The sequence below is a fragment of the Candidatus Endomicrobium procryptotermitis genome, assembly GCA_031279415.1.
Classification (GTDB): domain Bacteria; phylum Elusimicrobiota; class Endomicrobiia; order Endomicrobiales; family Endomicrobiaceae; genus Endomicrobium_B; species Endomicrobium_B procryptotermitis.
Genome location: JAITIP010000036.1, coordinates 64,590 through 86,412 on the forward strand (window position 1 = coordinate 64,590; position 21,823 = coordinate 86,412).

Annotated in this window: 18 protein-coding genes; all 18 read left to right on the forward strand. The window is 36.7% G+C overall.

Going from position 1 to position 21,823, the window contains the following annotated elements; translation table 11 throughout:
• The first annotated feature begins 78 nt into the window (after positions 1–78).
• Positions 79–954 (forward strand): MBL fold metallo-hydrolase, encoded by an 876-nt coding sequence (locus LBD46_06935; protein MDR2426889.1) that lies wholly within the window; start codon positions 79–81, stop codon positions 952–954.
• A 109-nt stretch (positions 955–1,063) separates the two neighbouring features.
• Positions 1,064–1,849 (forward strand): ATP-binding cassette domain-containing protein, encoded by a 786-nt coding sequence (locus LBD46_06940; protein MDR2426890.1) that lies wholly within the window; start codon positions 1,064–1,066, stop codon positions 1,847–1,849.
• Between the two features lie 25 nt (positions 1,850–1,874).
• Positions 1,875–4,445: a phosphatidylglycerol lysyltransferase domain-containing protein gene (locus LBD46_06945; protein MDR2426891.1), complete on the forward strand. Its 2,571-nt coding sequence runs from the start codon at positions 1,875–1,877 to the stop codon at positions 4,443–4,445.
• A complete protein-coding gene (gene tilS, locus LBD46_06950; protein MDR2426892.1) occupies positions 4,442–5,422 on the forward strand; it encodes a tRNA lysidine(34) synthetase TilS in 981 nt (326 codons plus the stop codon). Before LBD46_06945 ends, tilS begins: the two co-directional genes overlap by 4 nt.
• Positions 5,376–6,002, forward strand: a complete 627-nt coding sequence (gene hpt, locus LBD46_06955; protein ID MDR2426893.1) for a hypoxanthine phosphoribosyltransferase — start codon at positions 5,376–5,378, stop codon at positions 6,000–6,002. Before tilS ends, hpt begins: the two co-directional genes overlap by 47 nt.
• 41 nt (positions 6,003–6,043) lie before the next feature.
• Positions 6,044–7,969, forward strand: coding sequence for an ATP-dependent zinc metalloprotease FtsH (gene ftsH, locus LBD46_06960; GenBank protein ID MDR2426894.1), 1,926 nt, complete (start codon positions 6,044–6,046; stop codon positions 7,967–7,969).
• Entirely contained in the window at positions 7,962–8,540 is a 579-nt protein-coding gene (gene folE / locus LBD46_06965; protein ID MDR2426895.1) for a GTP cyclohydrolase I FolE, read from the forward strand. The genes ftsH and folE overlap by 8 nt, the downstream gene beginning before the upstream one ends.
• Positions 8,541–8,648: 108 nt before the next feature.
• Positions 8,649–9,827: a dihydropteroate synthase gene (gene folP, locus LBD46_06970; protein MDR2426896.1), complete on the forward strand. Its 1,179-nt coding sequence runs from the start codon at positions 8,649–8,651 to the stop codon at positions 9,825–9,827.
• Entirely contained in the window at positions 9,827–10,600 is a 774-nt protein-coding gene (cdaA, locus tag LBD46_06975) for a diadenylate cyclase CdaA (GenBank protein MDR2426897.1), read from the forward strand. Before folP ends, cdaA begins: the two co-directional genes overlap by 1 nt.
• 107 nt (positions 10,601–10,707) lie before the next feature.
• Positions 10,708–12,054 (forward strand): phosphoglucosamine mutase, encoded by a 1,347-nt coding sequence (gene glmM, locus LBD46_06980; protein ID MDR2426898.1) that lies wholly within the window; start codon positions 10,708–10,710, stop codon positions 12,052–12,054.
• On the forward strand, positions 12,035–12,817 hold the full coding sequence (locus tag LBD46_06985) for a pyridoxine 5'-phosphate synthase (GenBank protein MDR2426899.1): 783 nt from the start codon (positions 12,035–12,037) through the stop codon (positions 12,815–12,817). The genes glmM and LBD46_06985 overlap by 20 nt, the downstream gene beginning before the upstream one ends.
• A complete protein-coding gene (gene glmS, locus LBD46_06990; protein MDR2426900.1) occupies positions 12,783–14,612 on the forward strand; it encodes a glutamine--fructose-6-phosphate transaminase (isomerizing) in 1,830 nt (609 codons plus the stop codon). The genes LBD46_06985 and glmS overlap by 35 nt, the downstream gene beginning before the upstream one ends.
• A 289-nt stretch (positions 14,613–14,901) precedes the next feature.
• Positions 14,902–15,936 carry an adenine-specific methyltransferase EcoRI family protein gene (locus LBD46_06995; protein MDR2426901.1) on the forward strand — a complete coding sequence of 345 codons (1,035 nt, stop codon included), beginning with the start codon at positions 14,902–14,904 and terminating at the stop codon, positions 15,934–15,936.
• On the forward strand, positions 15,884–16,966 hold the full coding sequence (locus tag LBD46_07000) for a DUF262 domain-containing protein (protein MDR2426902.1): 1,083 nt from the start codon (positions 15,884–15,886) through the stop codon (positions 16,964–16,966). Before LBD46_06995 ends, LBD46_07000 begins: the two co-directional genes overlap by 53 nt.
• An 86-nt stretch (positions 16,967–17,052) precedes the next feature.
• Complete coding sequence (locus tag LBD46_07005; protein MDR2426903.1) at positions 17,053–17,658, forward strand: hypothetical protein; 606 nt, start codon at positions 17,053–17,055, stop codon at positions 17,656–17,658.
• A 33-nt stretch (positions 17,659–17,691) separates the two neighbouring features.
• Positions 17,692–20,124 carry a homocysteine S-methyltransferase family protein gene (locus tag LBD46_07010; GenBank protein ID MDR2426904.1) on the forward strand — a complete coding sequence of 811 codons (2,433 nt, stop codon included), beginning with the start codon at positions 17,692–17,694 and terminating at the stop codon, positions 20,122–20,124.
• A 70-nt stretch (positions 20,125–20,194) separates the two neighbouring features.
• Positions 20,195–20,869, forward strand: a complete 675-nt coding sequence (locus LBD46_07015; GenBank protein ID MDR2426905.1) for a DUF4988 domain-containing protein — start codon at positions 20,195–20,197, stop codon at positions 20,867–20,869.
• Between the two features lie 447 nt (positions 20,870–21,316).
• The coding region (locus LBD46_07020; protein ID MDR2426906.1) for a hypothetical protein at positions 21,317–21,823 on the forward strand (507 nt) is incomplete at its 3' end.

The following is a 21,823-nucleotide window of genomic DNA, read 5'->3' on the forward strand; positions in this document are numbered from 1 at the left end:
CTTCTGCGCAGAGTTTCATTGACAGCACATGCTTATGTTTGTAAAATCTTTTTAATAAACCATAAGGGGATTCTTACAATGAAAAGAATATTTTTATATTTGGTATTTGGTGCATGTTTTGTTTCAAGTTTGTATGCGGAAGATGTCAGCGGTCAGGTAAGAACCTATCAGATAGGGAAATTTGATTTTATTGCAATCAAAGACGTGGAAACAAATATGGGCAAAGAAATACTTCTTTATCCTGATGCCGCCATTATCGGCAGAGTAATGGCAAACAATCAAAATCCGTCTTCTATCAACGCATTTGTTTTAAGAAACGATAAAGAGAATATTTTAATAGACACTGGCGTGGGCGAAGGCGGTGGCTTTTTAAATAATTTAAAAATTGCAGGTGTAGAGGCCAAAAATGTGAATATAGTGATAATCACTCATATGCACAGCGATCATATAGGCGGACTTGTCTCTTCTACAGGCAAGAAAGTTTTTGAAAATGCTGTAATTTATATCAATGAAAAAGAACTGAATTACTGGATTAACAGCAGTGCGCCTGACGGTTCGACTTCGGGTATGGCAAAAACTGTACAGTCGGTTTACAAAGATAAAATTAAAACGTTTAACTGGGGAGAAAACATAACGCCAGAAATAAAAGCACTTGCAGCTCCTGGTCATACGCCGGGTCATACGGTTTTTGAAATAGAATCCGACGACGAAAAAATGCTTGTCATCGCGGATTTGGTACACATTTTAAAAGTACAGATGGCCGATCCAAATATGACGGTAACTTTTGATATAAATCCAAGAGAAGCCGCTGATTCAAGAAAAAAGATTTTTAAAGATGTATCAAAAAATAAAAAGAGAATTGCGGGAATGCACATGCCTTTTCCCGGAGTGGGGACTATAATAGAAAGGACGGGGGGAGAATACGAATTTTTGCCTTCGGTTTCAGTAAAATAATTTCAAAGATAATTAACGACAGATAAGATTTAATGTCTTCTCCGTTTTTTCATGCCATTTTAATAATCAATTGAATAATCGAGATATATATATTATAAAATCCCAATTTATGAAAACGAACTTTGTAGAATTTAAAAACGTTTCAGTTATACGCGGCGAAAGAAAAATACTAAACGATATAAATCTGACAATAACCGAAGTAGAAAACGCCGCGCTTATAGGTCCTAACGGTTCGGGAAAATCCACTTTTATCAAACTTATAACCGCTAAAATATATCCTTCCTACACTGGCGGCGAAACCGTTTGCAGACTGTTCGGGAATGACAAATGGAGTGTCGCGGATTTAAGAAGTCGGCTCGGTATAGTCACAAACGAACTGCAGTATGATTTCCATAATGACATAACGGGTTTTGAAGTCGTTCTTTCGGGGTTTTTTTCCAGTATCGGTCTTTTTAACAATCATATAGTTACAAAACAAATGGAAGAAAAGGCGTCTGACGTTATAAATTTTCTGGAAGTGTCGCATTTGAGCAGCAAAAAGCTTGAAACGATGTCGTCCGGAGAAGCAAGACGTTTTCTGATAGCAAGATCTCTTGTAAATAATCCGAAAGTTTTGGTCTTGGACGAACCTTCAAACAGTCTCGATATTGCTGCCGCGGTCAAGTTTCATAAAATGATGAGAAAAATTGCTGCAGCGGGCACAAAAATAGTTATGGTAACTCATCTGGCGTCGGATATAATACCTGAAATTGATAGATTTATTTATTTTAAAGACGGTAAAATATTTGATGACGGCTGCAAAAAAGATATATTTAACGAAAATAAACTTTCCAAACTTTTTGACATGAAAGTGCGTCTTACAGAAAAAGGCGGGTTTTATTGGCTTAACGGTTAGTTCATCGGAAAAGGAAATTTAACGAATGAAAAAATGGATAAAATTTATTATAGTTCCGATAGGACTGATTATATTTATCTCAGCGCTTGCTCTTTTCCACAACGAACTTAAAAATCTCAGTTATACGGACATTATTAACTCGCTCAAAGCAATTCCGTCAACAAGAGTTTTTGTGGCGCTTTGCCTTGCGCTTACATATTATCTTCTTCTTGGCGGTTACGATATTGTCGCGTTTAAATATATTGACGCCAAAGTTCCTCTTAAACCGAAAGACATACTTTTTACGTGTTTTGTCAGTAATGTTCTAGGAAATAATACCGGATATTCTATGCTTTTCGGTGGTTCCATAAGATACAGACTTTATTCTTTTCATAATGTTTCCATAGTTGACGTCACAAAAGTGCTTTTCTTTTCTTCGGCTACTATATGGCTCGGTCTTTTGGCAATAGGCGGGCTTGTTTTTACTTTCACTCCGGTTTCTCTGGCGGGAATAACAAAATTCACTTTTTCTACAAGACCTGTAGGAATACTTTTTTTAATAATCTTGTCAGCTTATGTTCTTTTCAGCGTTTTCCAATCGAAACCGATAAAATTTTTCAAATGGAAGATATCTTTTCCAAATATAAAAATAGTTATCGCACAGATAATTCTAGCCACAGGAGATTGGGTAGTCGCATCTCTGACGCTGTATATGCTTATGCCTGCTGGAGAATTTCCTTATTTTATACTTATAAAAGTTTTTCTCATTTCGCAGCTTTTAGGAATAATCAGTCAGGTTCCGGGAGGAATGGGGGTTTTTGAAACAGCTATAGTTTTTCTTCTCCCGCAGGCTGCCGAAAATCCCGCGGTTATGGGAGGACTTTTGGCTTACAGAGCTGTATTTTATTTCTTTCCGCTTTCAATAACTCTTTTTATGCTGGCTTCTTATGAAATAGTGAGAATGAGCAAGAAAATTGACGAAAAAATGAGAATTTTTGGTAAAACCGTTTCTTCAGTAATAGTTCAGATCCTTGCTGTTTCGACATTTTTAGCCGCAATGATAGCGATGTTTAGCACTTCCACCCCTTTCGGCGCCGCAAAATTGAGAGCGATTTTAAATTATGTGCCAATGTGGCTTTTGGATTTATCGCATTTCCTTTTAAGTACTACGGCCGCCGCTCTTTTATTTTTATCGAGAGGATTGCAGCTGAGAATAAAAAATTCTTACATATGGACATGTTTTTTAATGGGCTTGACCATGATTCTTTTGATACTGACCGCTCAGCCCGCGGCGGTTCACGCTGGTTTTGCGGTATTGTTTGTGGCTCTTTTATTTTCGAAAAAATACTATTACAGGGAAGTTCCTTTAATAGATACAGCTTTCAATCCGTGGTGGTTTTCGGCTATAGGCGGCGTTTTTGTAATATCAGTATGGATAGGATTCTTTGTCAACAGACAGGATATTTTTTCATGGATACATCTGGAAATTTTCTTTGACAATATGTTCAGCCAAAACGATGCGGCAAGATTTTTAAGAGCTGCTTTCGGAGTGGGGGTGGTGCTTGTCATAGTGGCCGTAGAACAGTTTGTCAGGAGTTTCTTCAACAAGCCGGTAGTTTTTGACATGAAAGACATAACAAATATCGTCAATACTTCGGATTATTCTTATGCTTTCAATGCACTGTCTGGAGACAAAAAATTTGTGGTAAACAAAGATAAAGGCGCCTTCATAATGTATGCGCCGATTAGAAACAACTGGATAGCTTTAGGTGATCCTGTAGGAGACGCAAAAAAGAAAAGTGAATTGCTTTGGAAATTTAAAGAGTTAACCGATGACGAAGCGGTAAAACCGGCTTTTATAGGCATAGACCATAAAAACATGCATATATATGAAGATATAGGGCTTGATGTTTTTAACATAGGACAGGAAGCGAAAGTTCCTCTAAGAATGCTTAACCGCAATGAAGAAGTGGTTAAATATTTCGATAAAATTTCGCTGGAAGTTGAAGCCGAAGGATATGTGCATGAAATAATTTCTCCGCAAGAGTTCGACAAAAACAGAGAAACATACGCAGCTATAAACGAAGAATGGATAAAAAATTCCAATTATATAAAAAGGAATTTTATACCGGGAAAATATGACGAACAATATATGAAAAAAATGAATTTCGGCATAATAAAAAAAGACGGAAAAATGTGCGCCTTTTCCGTTATTGCGGCTTCCAAAAGCGGTTATGAAGCTTCAAGCGGAGTGGTGAGGCATACAGGCTGTGAAGAAAAAGTTTTTGAGTATATTTTATTTAAAAATATGCTTTGGGCAAAATCAAACGGCTATAAATGGTTTGATTTGGGGTTGACATACGTTCCAAATTCTGACAATGATAATGACATCATAAAAAGATTTGCAAAAATGTTTACGTTTGCAGAGCATTTTGATTATGATTTGGCAAAACTGAAAGAATTCAAAAATAAATTTTATCCGATTTGGCATAATAAATATATCGCATTGCGTCCCGATAAATATATTATGATGTTTGTGAGAAATTTTACTGCTCTTATCGCTCCACCAAAAGAAAAAAGTAAAAAGTTATTTTTTAAAAGGCTTTTCATAAAATGAAAGTTTGGGAAACCTTTCTTAAAAGCATAAACAGAAATAATTTAGTCAAACCTGCGGATAAAGTGCTTCTTGCCATTTCTGGCGGGACTGACTCAATGTGCATGTTTGATCTTTTCCGCCGTCTTTCAAAAAAGGTGAATATGGAACTTCTTGCGGCTACTTTCGACCATGGACTAAGAAAAGAATCAATAAAAGAAAGTAAAATGGTTAAAAATTTTTCAAAAAAATTTAATATAGAATGCATCTCGGAAAAAATAGATGTAAAAAAGTATGCGAAAGAAAAAGGTGTTTCCATTGAAACAGCTGGCAGAAATCTTCGCTATGAAAACCTTGAAAAAATTGCCGTAAAACACAAATGTTCCAAAATAGCTACGGCTCACAATGCAAATGACAATGCAGAAACAGTTTTGATGTGGCTTTTAAGGGGAAGCGGCAGTTTTACGGGCATTCCGCAGATAAGGCGCCTTTCGAAAAAAGTAGAGATAATACGTCCCATTTTAAACATAAAACGCAAAGACATAGAAAATTATGTAAAAAAACAAAAAATTCCTTTTTGTATAGATAAATCCAATTTTTCCGATAAATATACAAGAAACAGGATAAGAAAAAGTATTATTCCCACTTTTGAAAAGATAAATCCTTCGGCATTAGACCATATATTTTTGCTCAATAAAATTCAAGAAAGAGAAAGTGCATATTTAGAAGAAAAATCAATCAATTTTTTGAAAAAATGCGTAAAAGCTTCAAAAAACAGGATTTTGCTTGATTTAACAAGCTTTTTGCGGTATAATGAAGCCATTAGATTCAGAATACTGAAAATGGTTATTCCTGACAAAAAATACGCATTTCAAATCAATGAAATCATGGACAGAATTTTGGCAAAAGAACATTCCGTTTACAAAATTTCGGGGGAATGGAGATTCCGTATAAATGCCGGCAATAAAGCTTTTTTCGAAAGACAAAGAGTTAAGGAATGATATGGCAAAGATACTGCCGTCAATCATAAAATATGACAGAAAACAAGAAAATTACTCTATTGAAATTCTTTTTTCTCATGATTTAATACTGAAACGCGTTAGAGAAATAGCTTCGTGCATTACCAGAGATTATAAAAATAAGAATACTTTAATAATAGCCGTCCTGAAGGGAAGTTTTGTATTTTGTGCCGATCTTATAAGGCATCTCGATTTTATTTTTGCATTTGATTTTATTTCTTTAAGTTCTTATAAAGGTTTGTCGGCAAAAGGAAAAGTTAAAGTTATTTCGGATATCAAAGAAGAACTGGAAGGAAAGGATGTGATCATCATAGAAGATATTGCCGATACCGGACACACTTTAGACTTTCTTCATAAAGAACTTGCTGCCAAAAATCCGCGAAGCGTTAAGACGTGCGTTTTTCTAGATAAAAAATGTTCCCGCGTAAAAAATGTTCCAATTGATTATTACGGTTTTGAAATAGGTAACGATTTTGTCGTAGGTTATGGATTGGATTATAACGGTTTTTTCAGAGGGCTGCCGTACATAGGCATTCTCAATTTAAATAAAAGTAACAAATAAAAAATACGGGCATCATTATAGGATGTGGGAGAGTACTTTTCATGAAAAAAAATAATGTGTGGTTTGTAGCTTTTTGGATAATTCTTTTTATCATTATAGTCGTACTTATGAACTCTGCGAAACAAAAAAATCAGGTAGTGGAACTAAAATATTCACAGTTTAAACAAAATGTCAGGGAAGGAAATATTGCGCAGGTTGTAGTTTCTCCGGGGATGATAAAAGGTTATTTCAGAAATGCGCAAGGCGAATTAAAACAGTTTAAAACCGTTCCGATGGTCGATCCAGATTTAATAAAAGATTTGGAAGAAAATAAAGTTCTTGAATTTTCCGGAGTTGAACAAAATGGGTGGCTCGGACCTATTCTCATGAGTTGGGGACCAATAATTCTTTTGATACTGTTTTGGCTGTGGATTATGCGCGGAATGGCAGGTGGTGGAAAACAGGCAATGTCTTTTGGAAAAACCAAAGCCAAGCTTGCCAATTCAGGACTTACAAACGTCACTTTTAAAGACGTTGCCGGATGTGGAGAGGCGAAAGAGGAATTACAGGAAATAATAGAATTTTTAAAAGATCCCGAAAAATTTCAAAAACTCGGAGGAAAGATTCCAAAAGGTGTTTTATTGTACGGAGCGCCGGGAACGGGAAAAACGCTTTTAGCAAAAGCGGTTGCGGGAGAAGCAGGAGTTCCTTTTTTCTCTTCCAGCGGTTCAGAATTCGTCGAAATGTTTGTAGGCGTGGGAGCTTCAAGGGTAAGAGATTTGTTTGATCAGGGCAGAAAATCGGCACCATGTCTGTTGTTTATAGATGAAATAGATGCTGTAGGCCGGCACAGATTTGCGGGAATAGGCGGCGGACATGACGAGAGAGAACAAACTTTAAACCAGCTTCTTGTCGAAATGGACGGTTTTGACACGAAAGAGGGTGTTATTTTAATAGCTGCGACAAACAGGCCTGATGTTTTGGATCCTGCATTGCTGCGTCCCGGAAGATTTGACAGACAGATTGTCGTGCCAAGTCCAGAACTTAAAGACAGAGAACAGATACTTGCAGTTCACGCAAAAAAAATAAAAACAGGAAAAGACGTAGATCTTAATACTGTAGCAAAAAGGACTCCCGGATTTGTCGGTGCAGATCTTGCAAATGTCGTCAATGAGGCTGCACTTCTTGCCGCAAGAAATAACCAGCAGTCAGTAAGCATGCGCAATATGGAAGAAGCTATTGACAGAATATTTTCTGGACCCGAGAGAAAGTCCATGATTAGAAGTAAAGAAGATTTAAGAAAAACCGCTTATCATGAATCAGGGCATACCATAGTTGCCAAAATGCTTCCAAATACCGATCCCGTACATAAAGTTTCAATAATACCTAGGGGAGTGTCTCTAGGACATATGCTTCAGCTTCCAGAAAGTGACAAGCACACACTTACAAAAACAGAGGCTTTAAACAGAATAGCAATAGCTTTTGGAGGTCGTGCAGCGGAAGAAATCGTTTACAATGAACTGACCACCGGCGCTGCTCAAGATATTTCTCAGGCTACAAAACTTGCAACAAGAATGGTTACGGAATTCGGAATGAGTGATAAAATAGGTCCTTTAGCATTGCAAAGGCCGAATGAAGAAGTCTTTTTAGGAAGAGATATTTCAAGGGATTCTCATCTTTCAGACAAAATGTCAGAGATGATAGATTCTGAAATTAAAAAGATTATTGATGAAGGGCTTAAAACTGCCCTGGATATTCTTAACAAAAACAGAACTACTATGGATACTATGGTCAAATATCTTCTTGAAAGGGAAACTCTTGAAGCCGAAGACATAGACAAAATAATTAAAGGCGAGCCTCTTGCCCCATATGAAAAAGAAAAAGCGGCAGATGTTGATAAAAATGAAGGTAAAAGAGAGACCAAAAAACCCATAATGGAAAATATTGTTCAGGAAAATATCGCCAAAGGTGAAACTGTAAGTGAATAAGAAATATAAATTTAATGAGAAAAAAGCCGCGAAAGCCGTCAAACTTCTTTTAGAGGCTTTCGGTGAAGATATAAGCAGAGAAGGCATAAGGCGTACTCCAGAAAGAGTCGCAGGTTTTTATAAAGAAGCTTTAGCCGGTAATGGTATCGACCCTGCAAAAATCATACGCGCTCACTATACTACTGAAGACCATGAAGAAATAGTTCTCGTAAGAGATATTTCGTTTTACTCTCTTTGTGAGCACCATCTTCTGCCTTTTTTTGGCAAAGCGCATATAGCTTATATTCCCAAAAAAGATAAAATCGTCGGAGTTTCAAAACTCATAAGGCTTGTCGAAGTTTTTGCAAACAGGCTTCAGCTTCAGGAAAGACTTACTAAACAGATCGCAGATACTATAATGCAAGCGGCCGCACCGCATGGGGTTATGGTTGTCCTTGAAGCAGAACATTTGTGTATGACTATGCGTGGCGTGAAAAAGCCTGGCTCTCAGATGATAACTTCGGCCATGCGCGGTGCTTTTTTAAACGATGTCCGCACCCGTTCGGAAGCGATGGCTCTTTTGAGAAGATAACAAAAGATTTGAACTTTAGATAACGGACAAAAAGTTTTTAAAGATTTGCATTTTCAGTTTTAGATTTAACTTCGCATTTTACATTTTAGGCTTTGACCCGGAGACGGAATGCTTGTAAGAAAGATTTTAATTAACAATTTAAATGATGGTTTAAAGCTTATAAAAAATGCAGGGTGCAATGAATCTGCTTTTCTTTTGCTTGCAAAAAAAGGCGTTTTTAAGCCTATTATTATAGAAAAAATAGATAATCGAGCCGCCAATATTTTAAAGCAGGAAGCAATTGCCTGCGGAGCTGACGCAGTGGTAAACGAAAATGTCAGCAGATTTAAAAAAGGTTTTTCTGATGCAATAATTCTTGCTTGCTCAAGACAAATTGAAATTTTAATAAAAAAACTGGCTTTTCAGCCGTTTGGCTTAAAAGAGCTTTCATTGCATCTTGAAGAAATTTTAAAAGATATAACGAAACCCGAAAAAATTTTCAGATATAAAAAATCCAAACTGACTTTTTCTCAAACGGCAGTCATGGGCATAATAAATCTCGACCCTGACTCTTTTTCTGCCGACGGCATTACCAATGCCGATACGGCGCTGAAACAGGCTGCTTTTTTTGAAGAGTCCGGCGCTGCGTTAATTGACATAGGAGCGGAATCTTCGCGGCCTGGAGTAAAACCTATCGACGTAAAAACTGAGATAAAAAGGCTTCTTCCTGTTTTAAAACACATAAAGAAAAAAATTAAAATACCGGTATCAATAGATACGTATAAGTATGAAACTGCAAAGGCCGCTTTAGATGAAGGCGCAGATATTATAAATGACATTTTCGCTTTAAGGAAAGGAAAAGACAAGCTGGCCAAACTTATTTCCGACATGAAGGCAGGGCTTATTCTTATGCATATGAAAGGCATTCCTTCAAATATGCAGAAAAATCCTTTTTATAAAAACTGTGTTTCAGAAGTTTATGAATTTTTAAAAGAAAGAAGAGAGTATGCGTTAGGCCTCGGTATCGGCAAAGATTTTATTTCTGTAGATCCCGGAGCCGGATTTGGCAAGACCGACAAAAACAATATCGAGCTGGTAAAAAATATGGAAGTCTTTTCTTCTTTGGGCTGCGTAACCGCAGGAGTGTCGCGAAAGAGATTTGTCAGGGAACTTTCCGGCAAAAATACGACGTCTTTTGTAGCCGCGAACTTAATGGCGGCTTATTGCGGAGCATCTATTGTCAGAGTTCACGATGTTGCCGAAACGGTAAAAGCTTTAAAAATTATTGATGCTGTTCGGAGAATATAATGGATTCATCGACTTTTTCTTTTATTTATAACACATATATAGTCAATATGCTCGATATTGCCATACTATCTTTTTTGTTTTACAGGGTTATTTTGATAATAAAAGGCACAAGAGCGATACAGATTATACTTGGGATTCTTGTGATTCTAGTTTTGACCGTAATAGCCAGAGACATTTTACATCTCAGGGCTTTGACGTGGCTTTTAAATAATTTCTGGCTGGCCGCAGTAATCATTTTTGCCGTCGTATTTCAAATCGAAATCCGAAGTGTTTTGGCACAGATAGGCAGCAATATATGGGGAAACAGCGGCAATGTAAAAGAATCTTACATAAAAGAAATAGCCGACGCCGTCGAAGAACTGGCTTTTACGATGTCCGGCGGGCTTATAGCTATCGAAAATGAAGTCGGTCTCAAAAATTTTACCGAAACGGGCATAATGCTTAACGCCAATATTTCAAAAGAATTGCTTCTTTCGATTTTTAAAAATAAATCCGCGCCGCTTCACGACGGAGCTATCGTAATATATAATGAAAAAATCATAGCCGCGGGCTGTTTATTTCCTTTAAGTCACAATACTGAAGTAAAACTCTATGGCACAAGGCACAGGGCAGCATTGGGGTTGAGTGAAATTACAGATGCTCTTATTATTGTTGTTTCAGAAGAAACCGGCAATATTTCTATAGCTTACAAAGGAAAACTTAAAAGCAATATTTCAGTCACTAAACTTAAAGAAACCATTTCTTCGGTTGTCGGAGGCACAAAAACAAGATGAATTTAGCAAAAAAAATATTGGTTAAAATTAAAAAAAACTGGCAGCTTAAACTTTTGGCGCTGGGGCTGGCGATAGTTGTCTGGTTTTATTCGACTTACAGGTAAAAAATGAAATTATTCGGCACAGATGGCATTAGAGGCGATTCGTCAAAATTTCCTTTTGAAGATACTGCACTTTTTATAATCGGCAAATCGATAGCCAAAAATTTGGCGGGCAAAAAGAAAATTCTTATAATCCGCGATACGAGAGAATCCGGAAAAAGAATTCAATATGCTTTGGCAAAAGGGATTGTAAGCGCAGGTGGCCGCGTCATTTTTGGCGGGGTTATGCCTACTCCCGCCGCTTCTTTTTTACTTAACTGTAGAAAATATTCGGCAGCAATAGTCATTTCTGCTTCACATAATCCGTACATGGACAACGGCATAAAAATCTTTGATTCTAAAGGCTTGAAACTTGCAGACTGTACCGAAGCGAAAATAGAGAAAAAAATACATGAATATATAGAACCGGGACTGAAAATCGCAGCAGTAAAGATTGAAAAAAAAGAAAATGCTTCTCTTTTAAAACAGTATGAGCGTTTTATAGTAAAAAGTTTTGCTAAAGGCAGTTTGAAAGGCAAAAAAATAGTTATAGACTGCGCAAACGGAGCGGCTTTTAAATGTGCTCCAGAAGTTTTAAAAAAACTCGGCGCACAAGTTTTGGCTTTAAACGTAACCCCTAATGGCAAAAATATAAATGAAAATTGCGGCGCGCTTCATCCTGAAATCGCTGCAAATATGGTAAAAAAACACAAAGCGTTTTGTGGATTTGCTTTTGACGGCGATGCAGATAGGCTTATTTGTATAGACGAAAACGGACAAATAAAAGATGGAGATTACTTTCTCTTTTCAATGTCCGCTTATTTAAAAAGAAAGAGAAAACTTAAAAACAATATTCTCGTTACAACGGTTATGGCGAATGTTGGACTTTTTAAGGCGGCAAAAAAAGAAAAAATAAGGATTGTAGCTTCGCAAGTCGGAGACAGATACGTGCTTGAAGGGTTAAAAAAATATAGAGCTTCGTTTGGAGGTGAACAATCAGGGCATTTCATTTTTAAAGACATTTTAGGAACAGGCGACGGTTTGTTAAGCGCGGCAATGTTAATGTCTGCGTTAAATGAAACAGGGCAAAGCCCATCTGAATTTTTTAGCGGGCTTGAAAAGTTTCCTCAGGTGTTAATCAACAAAAAAATAGCGCAAAAAATTCCGATAGAAAAACTTGAAAAAACTTCTCGGATTATAAAAAGATATGAAAAAAAATTGGCTGACGACGGCAGAATTTTAGCCCGCTATTCAGGAACAGAGAATCTTTTAAGGGTAATGGTTGAAGGCAAAAACAAAAAAGAAATAACTGATATTGCAAACGAAATAATAAATTTAGCGGACAGGGAAATCAATGATAAAGTTAGGGATTAATATAGATCATATCGCAACTTTGAGACAAGCGAGGAAAGAAGAATTTCCAAGCGTAATACAGGCTGCGGCTGTATGCGAAAAAGCCGGGGCAAATTCTATTACCGTTCATTTAAGAGAAGATAGACGACATATACAAGATAAAGACGTTTACGATTTAAGAGAAATTTTGAGAACAAAATTGAACCTTGAAATGTCGTCCAGCCAAGATATAATAGAAATTGCAATAAAAGTAAAACCTGACTACGTATGTTTAGTTCCTGAAAAAAGGCAAGAACTTACCACTGAAGGCGGGCTTGACGTCGCAGGACAAAAAGAAAAACTAAAAGACGTTGCCGCAAGATTAAAACAATCAGGCACAATAGTTAGCATATTTATAGACCCCGAAATAAAACAGGTTGACGCCTGTAAAGAAATTCAAGCTGACTGCGTTGAACTTCACACTGGAAAATACGCGAAATATTTCAAAGATTTCGGGACAAATTCAAAAGAGTTCTTACAGGAGCTTGAAAGGATAAAATCCGCCTCGTCAAAAGCCGTTGAGAACGGATTAATTCTAAATGCAGGGCATGGCTTAGATTATGATAATATCAAAAATATCTGTAAAATAAACGATATGAACGAGTTTAACATAGGTTTTGCGATAATAGCCAAAGCGGTTTTTGCCGGACTTGAAAAAGCCGTGAAAGATATGAAAGATTTAATCAACAAATTTACACGGGAGAAACAGCATGTGCGGAATAGTGGGGTATATAGGCAAGTCTGAGTCGGTTGATATTATATTTGACGGGCTTAAAAAACTTGAATATCGGGGCTATGATTCGGCAGGCATTGCCGTGGTAAGTGACGGAAACATTGAAATAAGAAGAAGCGCCGGCAAACTTTCCAAATTAAAGGAAGTTTTATCAAAAAACCCAGCAAGTGGAAAACTAGGCGTAGGACATACCCGTTGGGCTACGCACGGAAAACCTTGTGAGGAAAACGCACATCCTCATACAGATTCTTCAGGTTCTATAGTCGTCGTGCATAACGGTATTATTGAAAATTATGTTGAGCTCAGAGAAAATCTTAAAAAAGATGGACATATTTTTAAATCTGAAACCGACACTGAAGTCATAGCTCATCTTGTGCGCAAATATTATAAAAATAATTTATTTGAGGCTGTCAAAAGAGCTTTAAAGGACGTTCGCGGCTCTTATGCTTTGGGCGTTATTTGTAAAGACGAACCTAATAAAATAGCTTGTGCAAGATACGACGCTCCTCTAATAATCGGTTGCGGGCAATGCGAAAATTTTATAGCTTCCGATATTCCCGCTTTACTTGCTTATACAAAAGATATGATTTTTCTTGAAAATGGAGATATTGCAGAAATTTCATCTGAAAAAATATTTATTTCAGATTTTTCCGGCAAAGAAATAAAACGCGAAATTAAGAAAATCTTGTGGGACGCAGTTCAGGCTGAAAAAGATGGATACAAGCATTTTATGCTTAAAGAAATTTACGAACAGCCGCGTGCTATAGAGGACACTTTCAGAGGAAGAATTTATCCTGACGAAGGAAAAGTTTATATTGAAGAAATAAAGTTGACGAAGGACTTTATAAAAAATCTTTCAAGAATTTACATAGTCGCTTGTGGAACTTCTTATCACGCGGGGCTGACTGCGAAGCTTTTAATTGAAAACTTTACAGGAATTCCTGTTGAAGTAGATATAGCTTCTGAGTTCCGTTACAGGCAGCCGATTTTTTTAGATAACAGTTTAACTGTCGCAATATCACAATCCGGTGAAACTGCAGACACAATAGCGGCTTTGCGTTTGGCAAAAGCAAATGGAAGCAAAACGCTTGCCGTTTGCAATGTCGTAGGTTCAAGTCTCAGCAGGGAAGCTGATGATGTGTTTTATACTCGCTGCGGACCAGAAATAAGTGTGGCTTCAACAAAGGCGTTTACGGGGCAGCTTACGGCTTTTTATATTTTGGCTTTGGATTGGTCTCAAAAACGCTTATCTTTGACGTCGGAGTTATTACAGAAATACATTAAAGAACTCTGGGCTATTCCCTTAAAAGTAAGCGATTTTCTTAATAATTCAGACGGCGTTTTAGAAGTAGCAAAAAATTATGCACATAAAAGGGATTTTTTGTATCTTGGCAGGCATGTTAATTATCCTGTAGCTTTAGAGGGCGCTTTAAAATTAAAAGAGATTTCTTACATACATGCTGAAGGATACGCCGCTGGCGAAATGAAGCATGGACCCATCGCTTTAATAGATGAAAGAATGCCGATAGTCGCCATAGCTGTTCGTTCGCAAATTTATGAAAAAATTGTTTCAAACATAGAAGAGGCAAAAGCGCGCGGTGGAACTATTATCGCAATTGCAAGCGACGGAGATAAAGCTATAGCTGTGCAGACTGACAGTCAAATTTATGTACATGAAACCGACGAGTTTTTTTCGCCGATAATAACGGCAATTCCTTTGCAGCTTTTGGCTTACCACATAGCGGTGATTTTAGGCTGTGATGTTGACCAGCCAAGAAACTTGGCAAAATCTGTAACTGTTGAATAATGACGGTTACATATAGAAAAATTAAAATAAGGAAAATTGCAGAAAAATGTAAGCCGTGCAAACGGCTTAAAGAATAGAATATTAATAAATTATTTTGGAAGTGCGGAGCAAGACCGCGCAGTATTTATAAAGAGAAAACTCTTTTAAATTCTCGTGACTCCAAAATAATCGTTTGCTTTTTGCCGTATATCTTTATTGATATACGGCAGTGGCGGCGATTATTGGGGACTGTCACGAGACTCCGATAATTCGCCGCTTTTTTTGCGCTTCCAATTTTATGGAGCACAAAATGCTAAGCCTTAACAGACCGCTTAACAAAGCAAAAGTTCAGAAAAACGACGAATTTTATACTCAACTTTCCGACATAGAAAAAGAGCTTAAACATTACAAAGCCCATTTTAAAAATAAAGTCGTATTATGTAACTGCGACGACCCGCGCATCTCAAATTTCTTTCATTATTTTTCTTATAACTTTGAAGCGTTAGGACTTAAAAAACTGATTGCCACTTGCTATAAAAATCAGAATGCCGATTTGTTTAGCAGAAATGATAGCGAAAAAGCGATCTATTTGGAATATATAGGAGATAAAAATGACAATAACATCCCAGACACCGACGAGATAGGCATAAAATATTTAAAAGGAGACGGTGATTTTCGTTCGCAAGAATGTATTGAACTTTTAAAGCAATCCGATATAGTATGCACTAACCCGCCTTTTTCTTTGTTTAGGGAATATGTCGCTCAACTTATAGAACACAAGAAAAAATTTTTAATAATCGGTGACCAAAATGCAATCACATACAAAAAAATTTTTTTGCTTATCAAAAAAAACAAAATATGGCTCGGCGTAGATAACGGCGGGACAAAATGGTTTCAGGTTCCTCTACATTATAAAATAAAAACTCAAGCAAGAATAAAAGTAGAAAATGGCGTTAAGTTTTTCAGCAAGGGAAGTATTATGTGGTTTACTAATCTTGACCATAAAAAGCGTCATCAAAATTTAATCCTTTACAGAAAATATAATCCAAAAGATTATCCAAAATACGATAATTATGACGTAATAGAGGTAAGCAAAGTCGCCGATATACCAGTTGGCTACAACGGCATTATGGGCGTGCCAATCACTTTTCTTGATAAATATAATCCAGAACAATTTGAAGTGTTAGGATTAGACGATCATAGAATACAATATCCTAAATTAGCTGGTTGCAATAGCATCAATGGAAAGCAAATTTATAGACGCATTATTATTAGAAATAAGGAGTCTTTAAATGAAAATAGAACTCAAAGAAATTACCGTCGGGGAATTAACAAACGGGTATAAAGATAATGCGGAAAACGGCGTTATAGGTTTTAGCGGAAAACTTGATATTCGTCCACCGTATCAGCGGGAATTTATTTATAAAGACAAACAACGCGATGCCGTTATTGATACTATTGTAAAAAACTTTCCGCTAAACGTAATGTATTGGGCTGTCAGAGACGACAGAAAATTTGAAGTTATAGACGGGCAGCAGCGCACAATTTCCGTTTGTCAATATGTCAACGGCGATTTTGCTTTTGATATGAGATATTTTCACAATCTGAAAAAAGATGAGCAGAATAAAATTCTTAACTATAAACTTATGATTTATATTTGCGAAGGAACAGACAGTGAAAAATTGCAATGGTTTAAAACAATAAACATAGCAGGCGAAAAACTTTCAGAGCAAGAATTAAGAAACGCAGTTTATGCGGGTTCTTGGGTATCAGATGCAAAAAGATACTTTTCAAAAAATGGTTGTCCTGCCTATCGAATAGCAAGCGACTATCTTAATGGTTCGTATATACGACAAGAATATTTAGAAACCGCTATTGATTGGATTTCTAAAGGCAATATTGAGGTTTATATGTCAAATCATCAGGGCGACGCAAACGCTCTTGCCCTGTGGACGTATTTTCAATCTGTAATAACTTGGGTAAGTGGAGTTTTTACAAAGAAAAGAAATTTTATGAAAGGCGTTGATTGGGGAATGCTTTACAATAAATACAAAGACAAAATCTTTGATGCGGTTAAAATAGAAAAAGAAACTGCCGAACTTATACTTGACGACGACGTTACAAAAAAGAGCGGGATTTATCCTTATATTTTAACGCGTGACGAAAAATATCTTTCAATACGCGTGTTTTCGCAAGCCCAAAGGCAAAAAGCGTATTTAAGCCAAAAAAGCATATGCGCAAAATGTGAAAAACATTTTGAGATAGGCGAAATGGAAGCCGACCACATAAAACCTTGGAGCAAAGGCGGGCAAACCATCCAAGAAAACTGCCAAATGTTATGCAAAGATTGCAACCGCAGAAAAAGTGGCAAATAAAACAAAAATTTAGAGTGTTTAACTATTAAAAAAGCAAGCCTGCGCGTATCGTAAAGCCGGTGGTCAAAAAATGCTAAAATACAGTTATGCATATAAACATTTCAAACATTCAAATACCATATGAAGATTTTCTTATAAGAGCCGGCTATAAAAGAAATGCTTCGCCGCCTTACGGAAACATGGAAATTTTGATTTCGGAAACTTTTCAAATTACAAAAATGCTTATAAAACCTAAAGCCGCAGTTGTTTTTGCCGATATAAAAATAACGGAAAACGTCATCGATTTCAAAGGTGGTTTCGGCATAAAAAGCATTTCACTTTCAAAGCTTTTAAACGGCTGCTTTAAAGCTTACGGAGTTGCGGTAACCATAGGAAGTGCTCTGGAAAAAAAAAGAAATGATTTAATATCGAAAAAAGAGACTTCACGGGCTTTTCTTCTTGATTGTGCTGGTTCGGTTGCAGCCGAAGAAGCAATTAAATCTGCAAATTTACAGATTAAACAGTTTGAAGAAACACAAAACAATATGACTACAAAAAGGTTTTCTCCCGGATATGGAGATTGGAAGCTGGACTCTCAGAAAGAGTTTCTCAAGTGGATAGGTGCCGGCGGCATAGGAATTTTTCTTGGAGGTGCTTGTCAGATGATTCCCGAAAAGTCCGTTTCGGCCATAATAGGAGTGAGCGGAAAATAGAACAACAAGATACGGCAGACGGAGATAAAAAGTATGGATAAAAAAAGTTTTTTGGATTTGCTTGAAAATAAAGTGCTCATAATGGACGGAGCCACGGGAACACAGCTTCAGGAAAAAAAATATCTTGACGATATTGCAATACCCGAAGAGCTAAACATAAAATTTCCGGAAAGAATTTTGGAAATATATTCTTCATACGCGCAGGCTGGTTCAAACATAATTCTTTCAAACACTTTCGGCGCAAATCCCATAAGGCTTAAATATCACAATCTTTTAGATAAAGCTTCCGACATAATAAGAGAAGGCATAAATCTTGCGCGTGCAGCTGCAGGAAGAAAAGACATTATTGTTGCCGGCGATATTTCTTCGCTGGGCGAATATATTGAGCCGCTCGGAACACTTTCTTTTGATGAAGCTTACGAAGCTTTTTCTTTTCAGGCCGCTCTGCTTGAAAAACATAACGCCGACATAATAATTCTTGAAACCATGCCGGAAATAAAAGAGCTTAAAGCCGCAGTTTTAGCCGTAAAAGATAATTTTAAAGGAGCTCTCGTAGCGCAGATGACTTTTTCACAGGACGGGCTGACAGTTACAGGAAGCGATATTTTGAGTTTTCTTGCCATGGCTGAAAGCCTTGGCGTTGACGCAATAGGGCTTAACTGTTCTGTAGGCGCAAAAGATTTGGCGGAAATGGCTAAAGTGCTTTGCGAAAACACGAATATTCCCGTATCTTTTAAACCGAACGCCGGAATGCCAACCCTTATAAATCACGAAACCGTTTTTCCAGGAACGATTGAAGAGTTTATCGAATCAAGCCTTAAAGCTTATTCTTACGGTGTGAATATGTTCGGAGGTTGTTGTGGAACAAACCCCGATTATATAAAGGCTCTTTCGAAAGAACTTAAAGATAAAAAGCCAGTTGTAAGAAACGTAAAAAAGAGATTCTTTCTTTCGTCAAGAAACAAAGCCTCCGATATAAACGAGCTTAAAAGACCGATAATTATTGGTGAAAGAATAAATCCTACAGGAAGGAAAAAGTTTCAGGAAGAACTTCTTTACGGCATTTTTTCTCTTGCAAAAGATGAAGCGCGCTCTCAGGTGGCTGCCGGTGCAAACCTTCTTGATGTAAATATGGGTGTTCCTAACGCAGATGAAGTAAAACTTTTAACGGAAGCTGTAAATCAAATACAGGAAATCGTTTCGGTTCCGCTTTGTATAGACTCCAGCAATCCAAAAGCTTTGGAAGAGGCCGTAAAAAACTGCGCGGGAAAACCCTTAATCAATTCCGTTAACGGTGAAAAAGTGAAAATCGAAACCATAATGCCGATTGCAAAAAGGTACGGCTGCGGTTTGATAGCTTTAACTACTGATGAAAATGGAATACCAAAAACCACGCGGGAAAGATTAAACATTGCTGAAAAAATTCTAGACGCCGCCGATAAATATGGCGTTAAGAGAGAAAACATAATTTTTGACTATCTTGTTCTTTCGGTAAGCGCTACGCCAGAACAAATTCGTGAAACTTTAAATGCTGTAAAAGAATCAAAAAAACTTTACCCGGAATGCAAATCGCTTTTCGGCATTTCAAATGTTTCTTTTGGGTTGCCTTCAAGGCAGATGATAAATTCAACTTTTCTGAAAATGGCTCTGGAGGCCGGATTGGATTTTGCGATAATCAATCCACATGACGATTGGAATATTTTTGACGATTTTGCAAAGAATCTTCTTGACGACAAAGATACTGGTGCAAAAAAGTATATGGAAGTTTTTTCTTCATACAAAAAGCTTGTGCCGAAAGCTGAACAGGAAAAACTGCCGACTGGAAGACAATTGTATTTTGCGGTTTTAAATGGAAACAAAGAATCGGTACATTCGATAGTTTTGCAAATAATCGAAACGGACAAAAATCCTTTTGACACGGTAAACGACAACGTTCTTGAAGCTTTAAATCTCGTTGGAGACAAATTTGCGGCAAAAGAATATTTTTTGCCGCAGATAATAATGTCCGCGGAAGCTGCTCAAAATGCTTTTGCCATAGTAAAAAGCCTTTTGAGAAAAGAGTCTTTTTTTTCGACGGATAAAATCATAATGGCCACAGTAAAAGGAGATATACATGATATCGGCAAAAACATAGTCTGCACGGTTCTTGAAAGTTACGGCTTCGAAGTTGTAGATATGGGTATTGACGTTGACGCCCATGATATTGTAAATAAAGCACAGGAAGTTAAACCCATAGCCATAGGGCTTTCCGCGTTGATGACTACGACAATGCCTGAAATGGAAAAAGTTGTAAAAATAAGAAACACGGCCCACATACAGCCGAAAATAATAATTGGCGGCGCTGCGGTAACGAAAAAATATGCCGACGAAATCGGCGCAGATGCTTATGCAAAAGATGCATTGGAAACGGCAAAATACATAAAAAATTTGGCAGATGAAAAGATTAGATGCCGAGAAGTTAAGTAACGATAAGAACAGAGGATTGTCAAGCTTCTAAGCTTTCTAGTTTTTCAACTTCTTTATTTATGGAGGTAAAATGGAAAAAATAATATTGTTTTTTTTGACGGTAGGATTTATAATTTCAGGATGTGGCGTCCCAAAATCTCCAGAAAGCGTTGATCAGGAAACATCCGGAGGGTATAAACGAACTTTTGCCGATGAAAAAACATCTGTAATCATTGCGGGTGCACAGAACAATATCGAACTTCCCGAGATAGGTAATTTTAAAGAGTTTATAGAATGGACAGACCAATCGGGAAATATATATCCTATGGATTTTGGAGATGATACAAGCCCGATGTACATAAAAGGAAGGAACGGAATAACTTATATAGCCATAAAGGTTTTGCCCGGAAAATATAAATTGAACAATTTTCTGATAAGAGCTGCTAACAGCCGCTATTACAGTGAAATAGATTTTAAAAAACGTTATAACGCTTCTTTTGAGGTTAAACCCGATGAAGTAGTTTTCATAGGCATTTTGAAAACTTTTTTTGAAGGAGCACCTGCTGAATCTTCAAACAGGGCTGAACAAATGAAAATAAAAGCCGCGACTTATCTGGAAAACGGAAAAGAAGATTTATATAAAATTACAGATTTTTATAATACGATTACAAAAAGCCAGGTGCAGACAAATATAATGTATTGGAATGATCCAAAATTTTCAAAAAGTGAAATTATGTTTTTAGAAGTTGTTCCGGGAAAAAATTGATAAAATTATTTACAAATAAATACTATAATAAAATAAATTTAACTTTTATTGTTATTATGCACTAGGAGAATTTCATTAATGTATTTGTCAAACAGCAATCTAAACAAAAGCGTAAAAGCGAAAAGGTTTGCGCCTTGTCATTTTTTATTTTTATAAAATATTAACTAAGAAAACGATGACAAAACTTCTAAGATTAAAAGGAATTCTTATATTTCTTGTAAATATCCTTTTTACATTGTAACTTGCGCGCAGTAAATATAAGTGATTGGAATAGTTTATATAGATGCGATAATAAATATTGACGCGGGTTCAATTACATTCATAACACAACAAAAAAGCAAAGAATAAACATATCTATATTAAAAATTGTAGAAGTTTAACAACGGCAAAAGGTCGGATATTGCGGCAGTGCAGATAAGCTTAAGTTGTATGTATGTGGAGATAAAAATGATAAATTGCTTAAAAGTAAAAGCCATTCTTATATTTTTTGCATCCATTGTTTTTGCATCTGTGAATTTATATGCTGCTACCGTAAATGATTGGACCAGTCTCAATAATGCCGTAGTTTCCAATGATCCGTCAATAATATTTTCTACCAACCTTATCACTTATGCGGATAATCTCACTTATCCTATTAGCTATGGAGAAGTTGTTTTTGGTGGAAACAATATAACTTTAGATGGTAACGGGAATTATCAAATTTTTCGAGTTTTCAACTCTTCGGCTGTTTTTAACGGCAGAGCATCTTTTATAAATACAAAAAGTATTTCTGGCGGAGCCATTTTTTTACAATCTTCAACGATGACTTTTACAAATTCCGAAGTAACCTTTACATATAACAGTGCGGTAAATGGGGGAGCGATAGCGATATTTAATGGAGGATATATAGAAATTTTGCGAGGAGCAAGATTTGAGTACAACAGCGCAAATGCAGGTGGTGCGATATATGCGAGT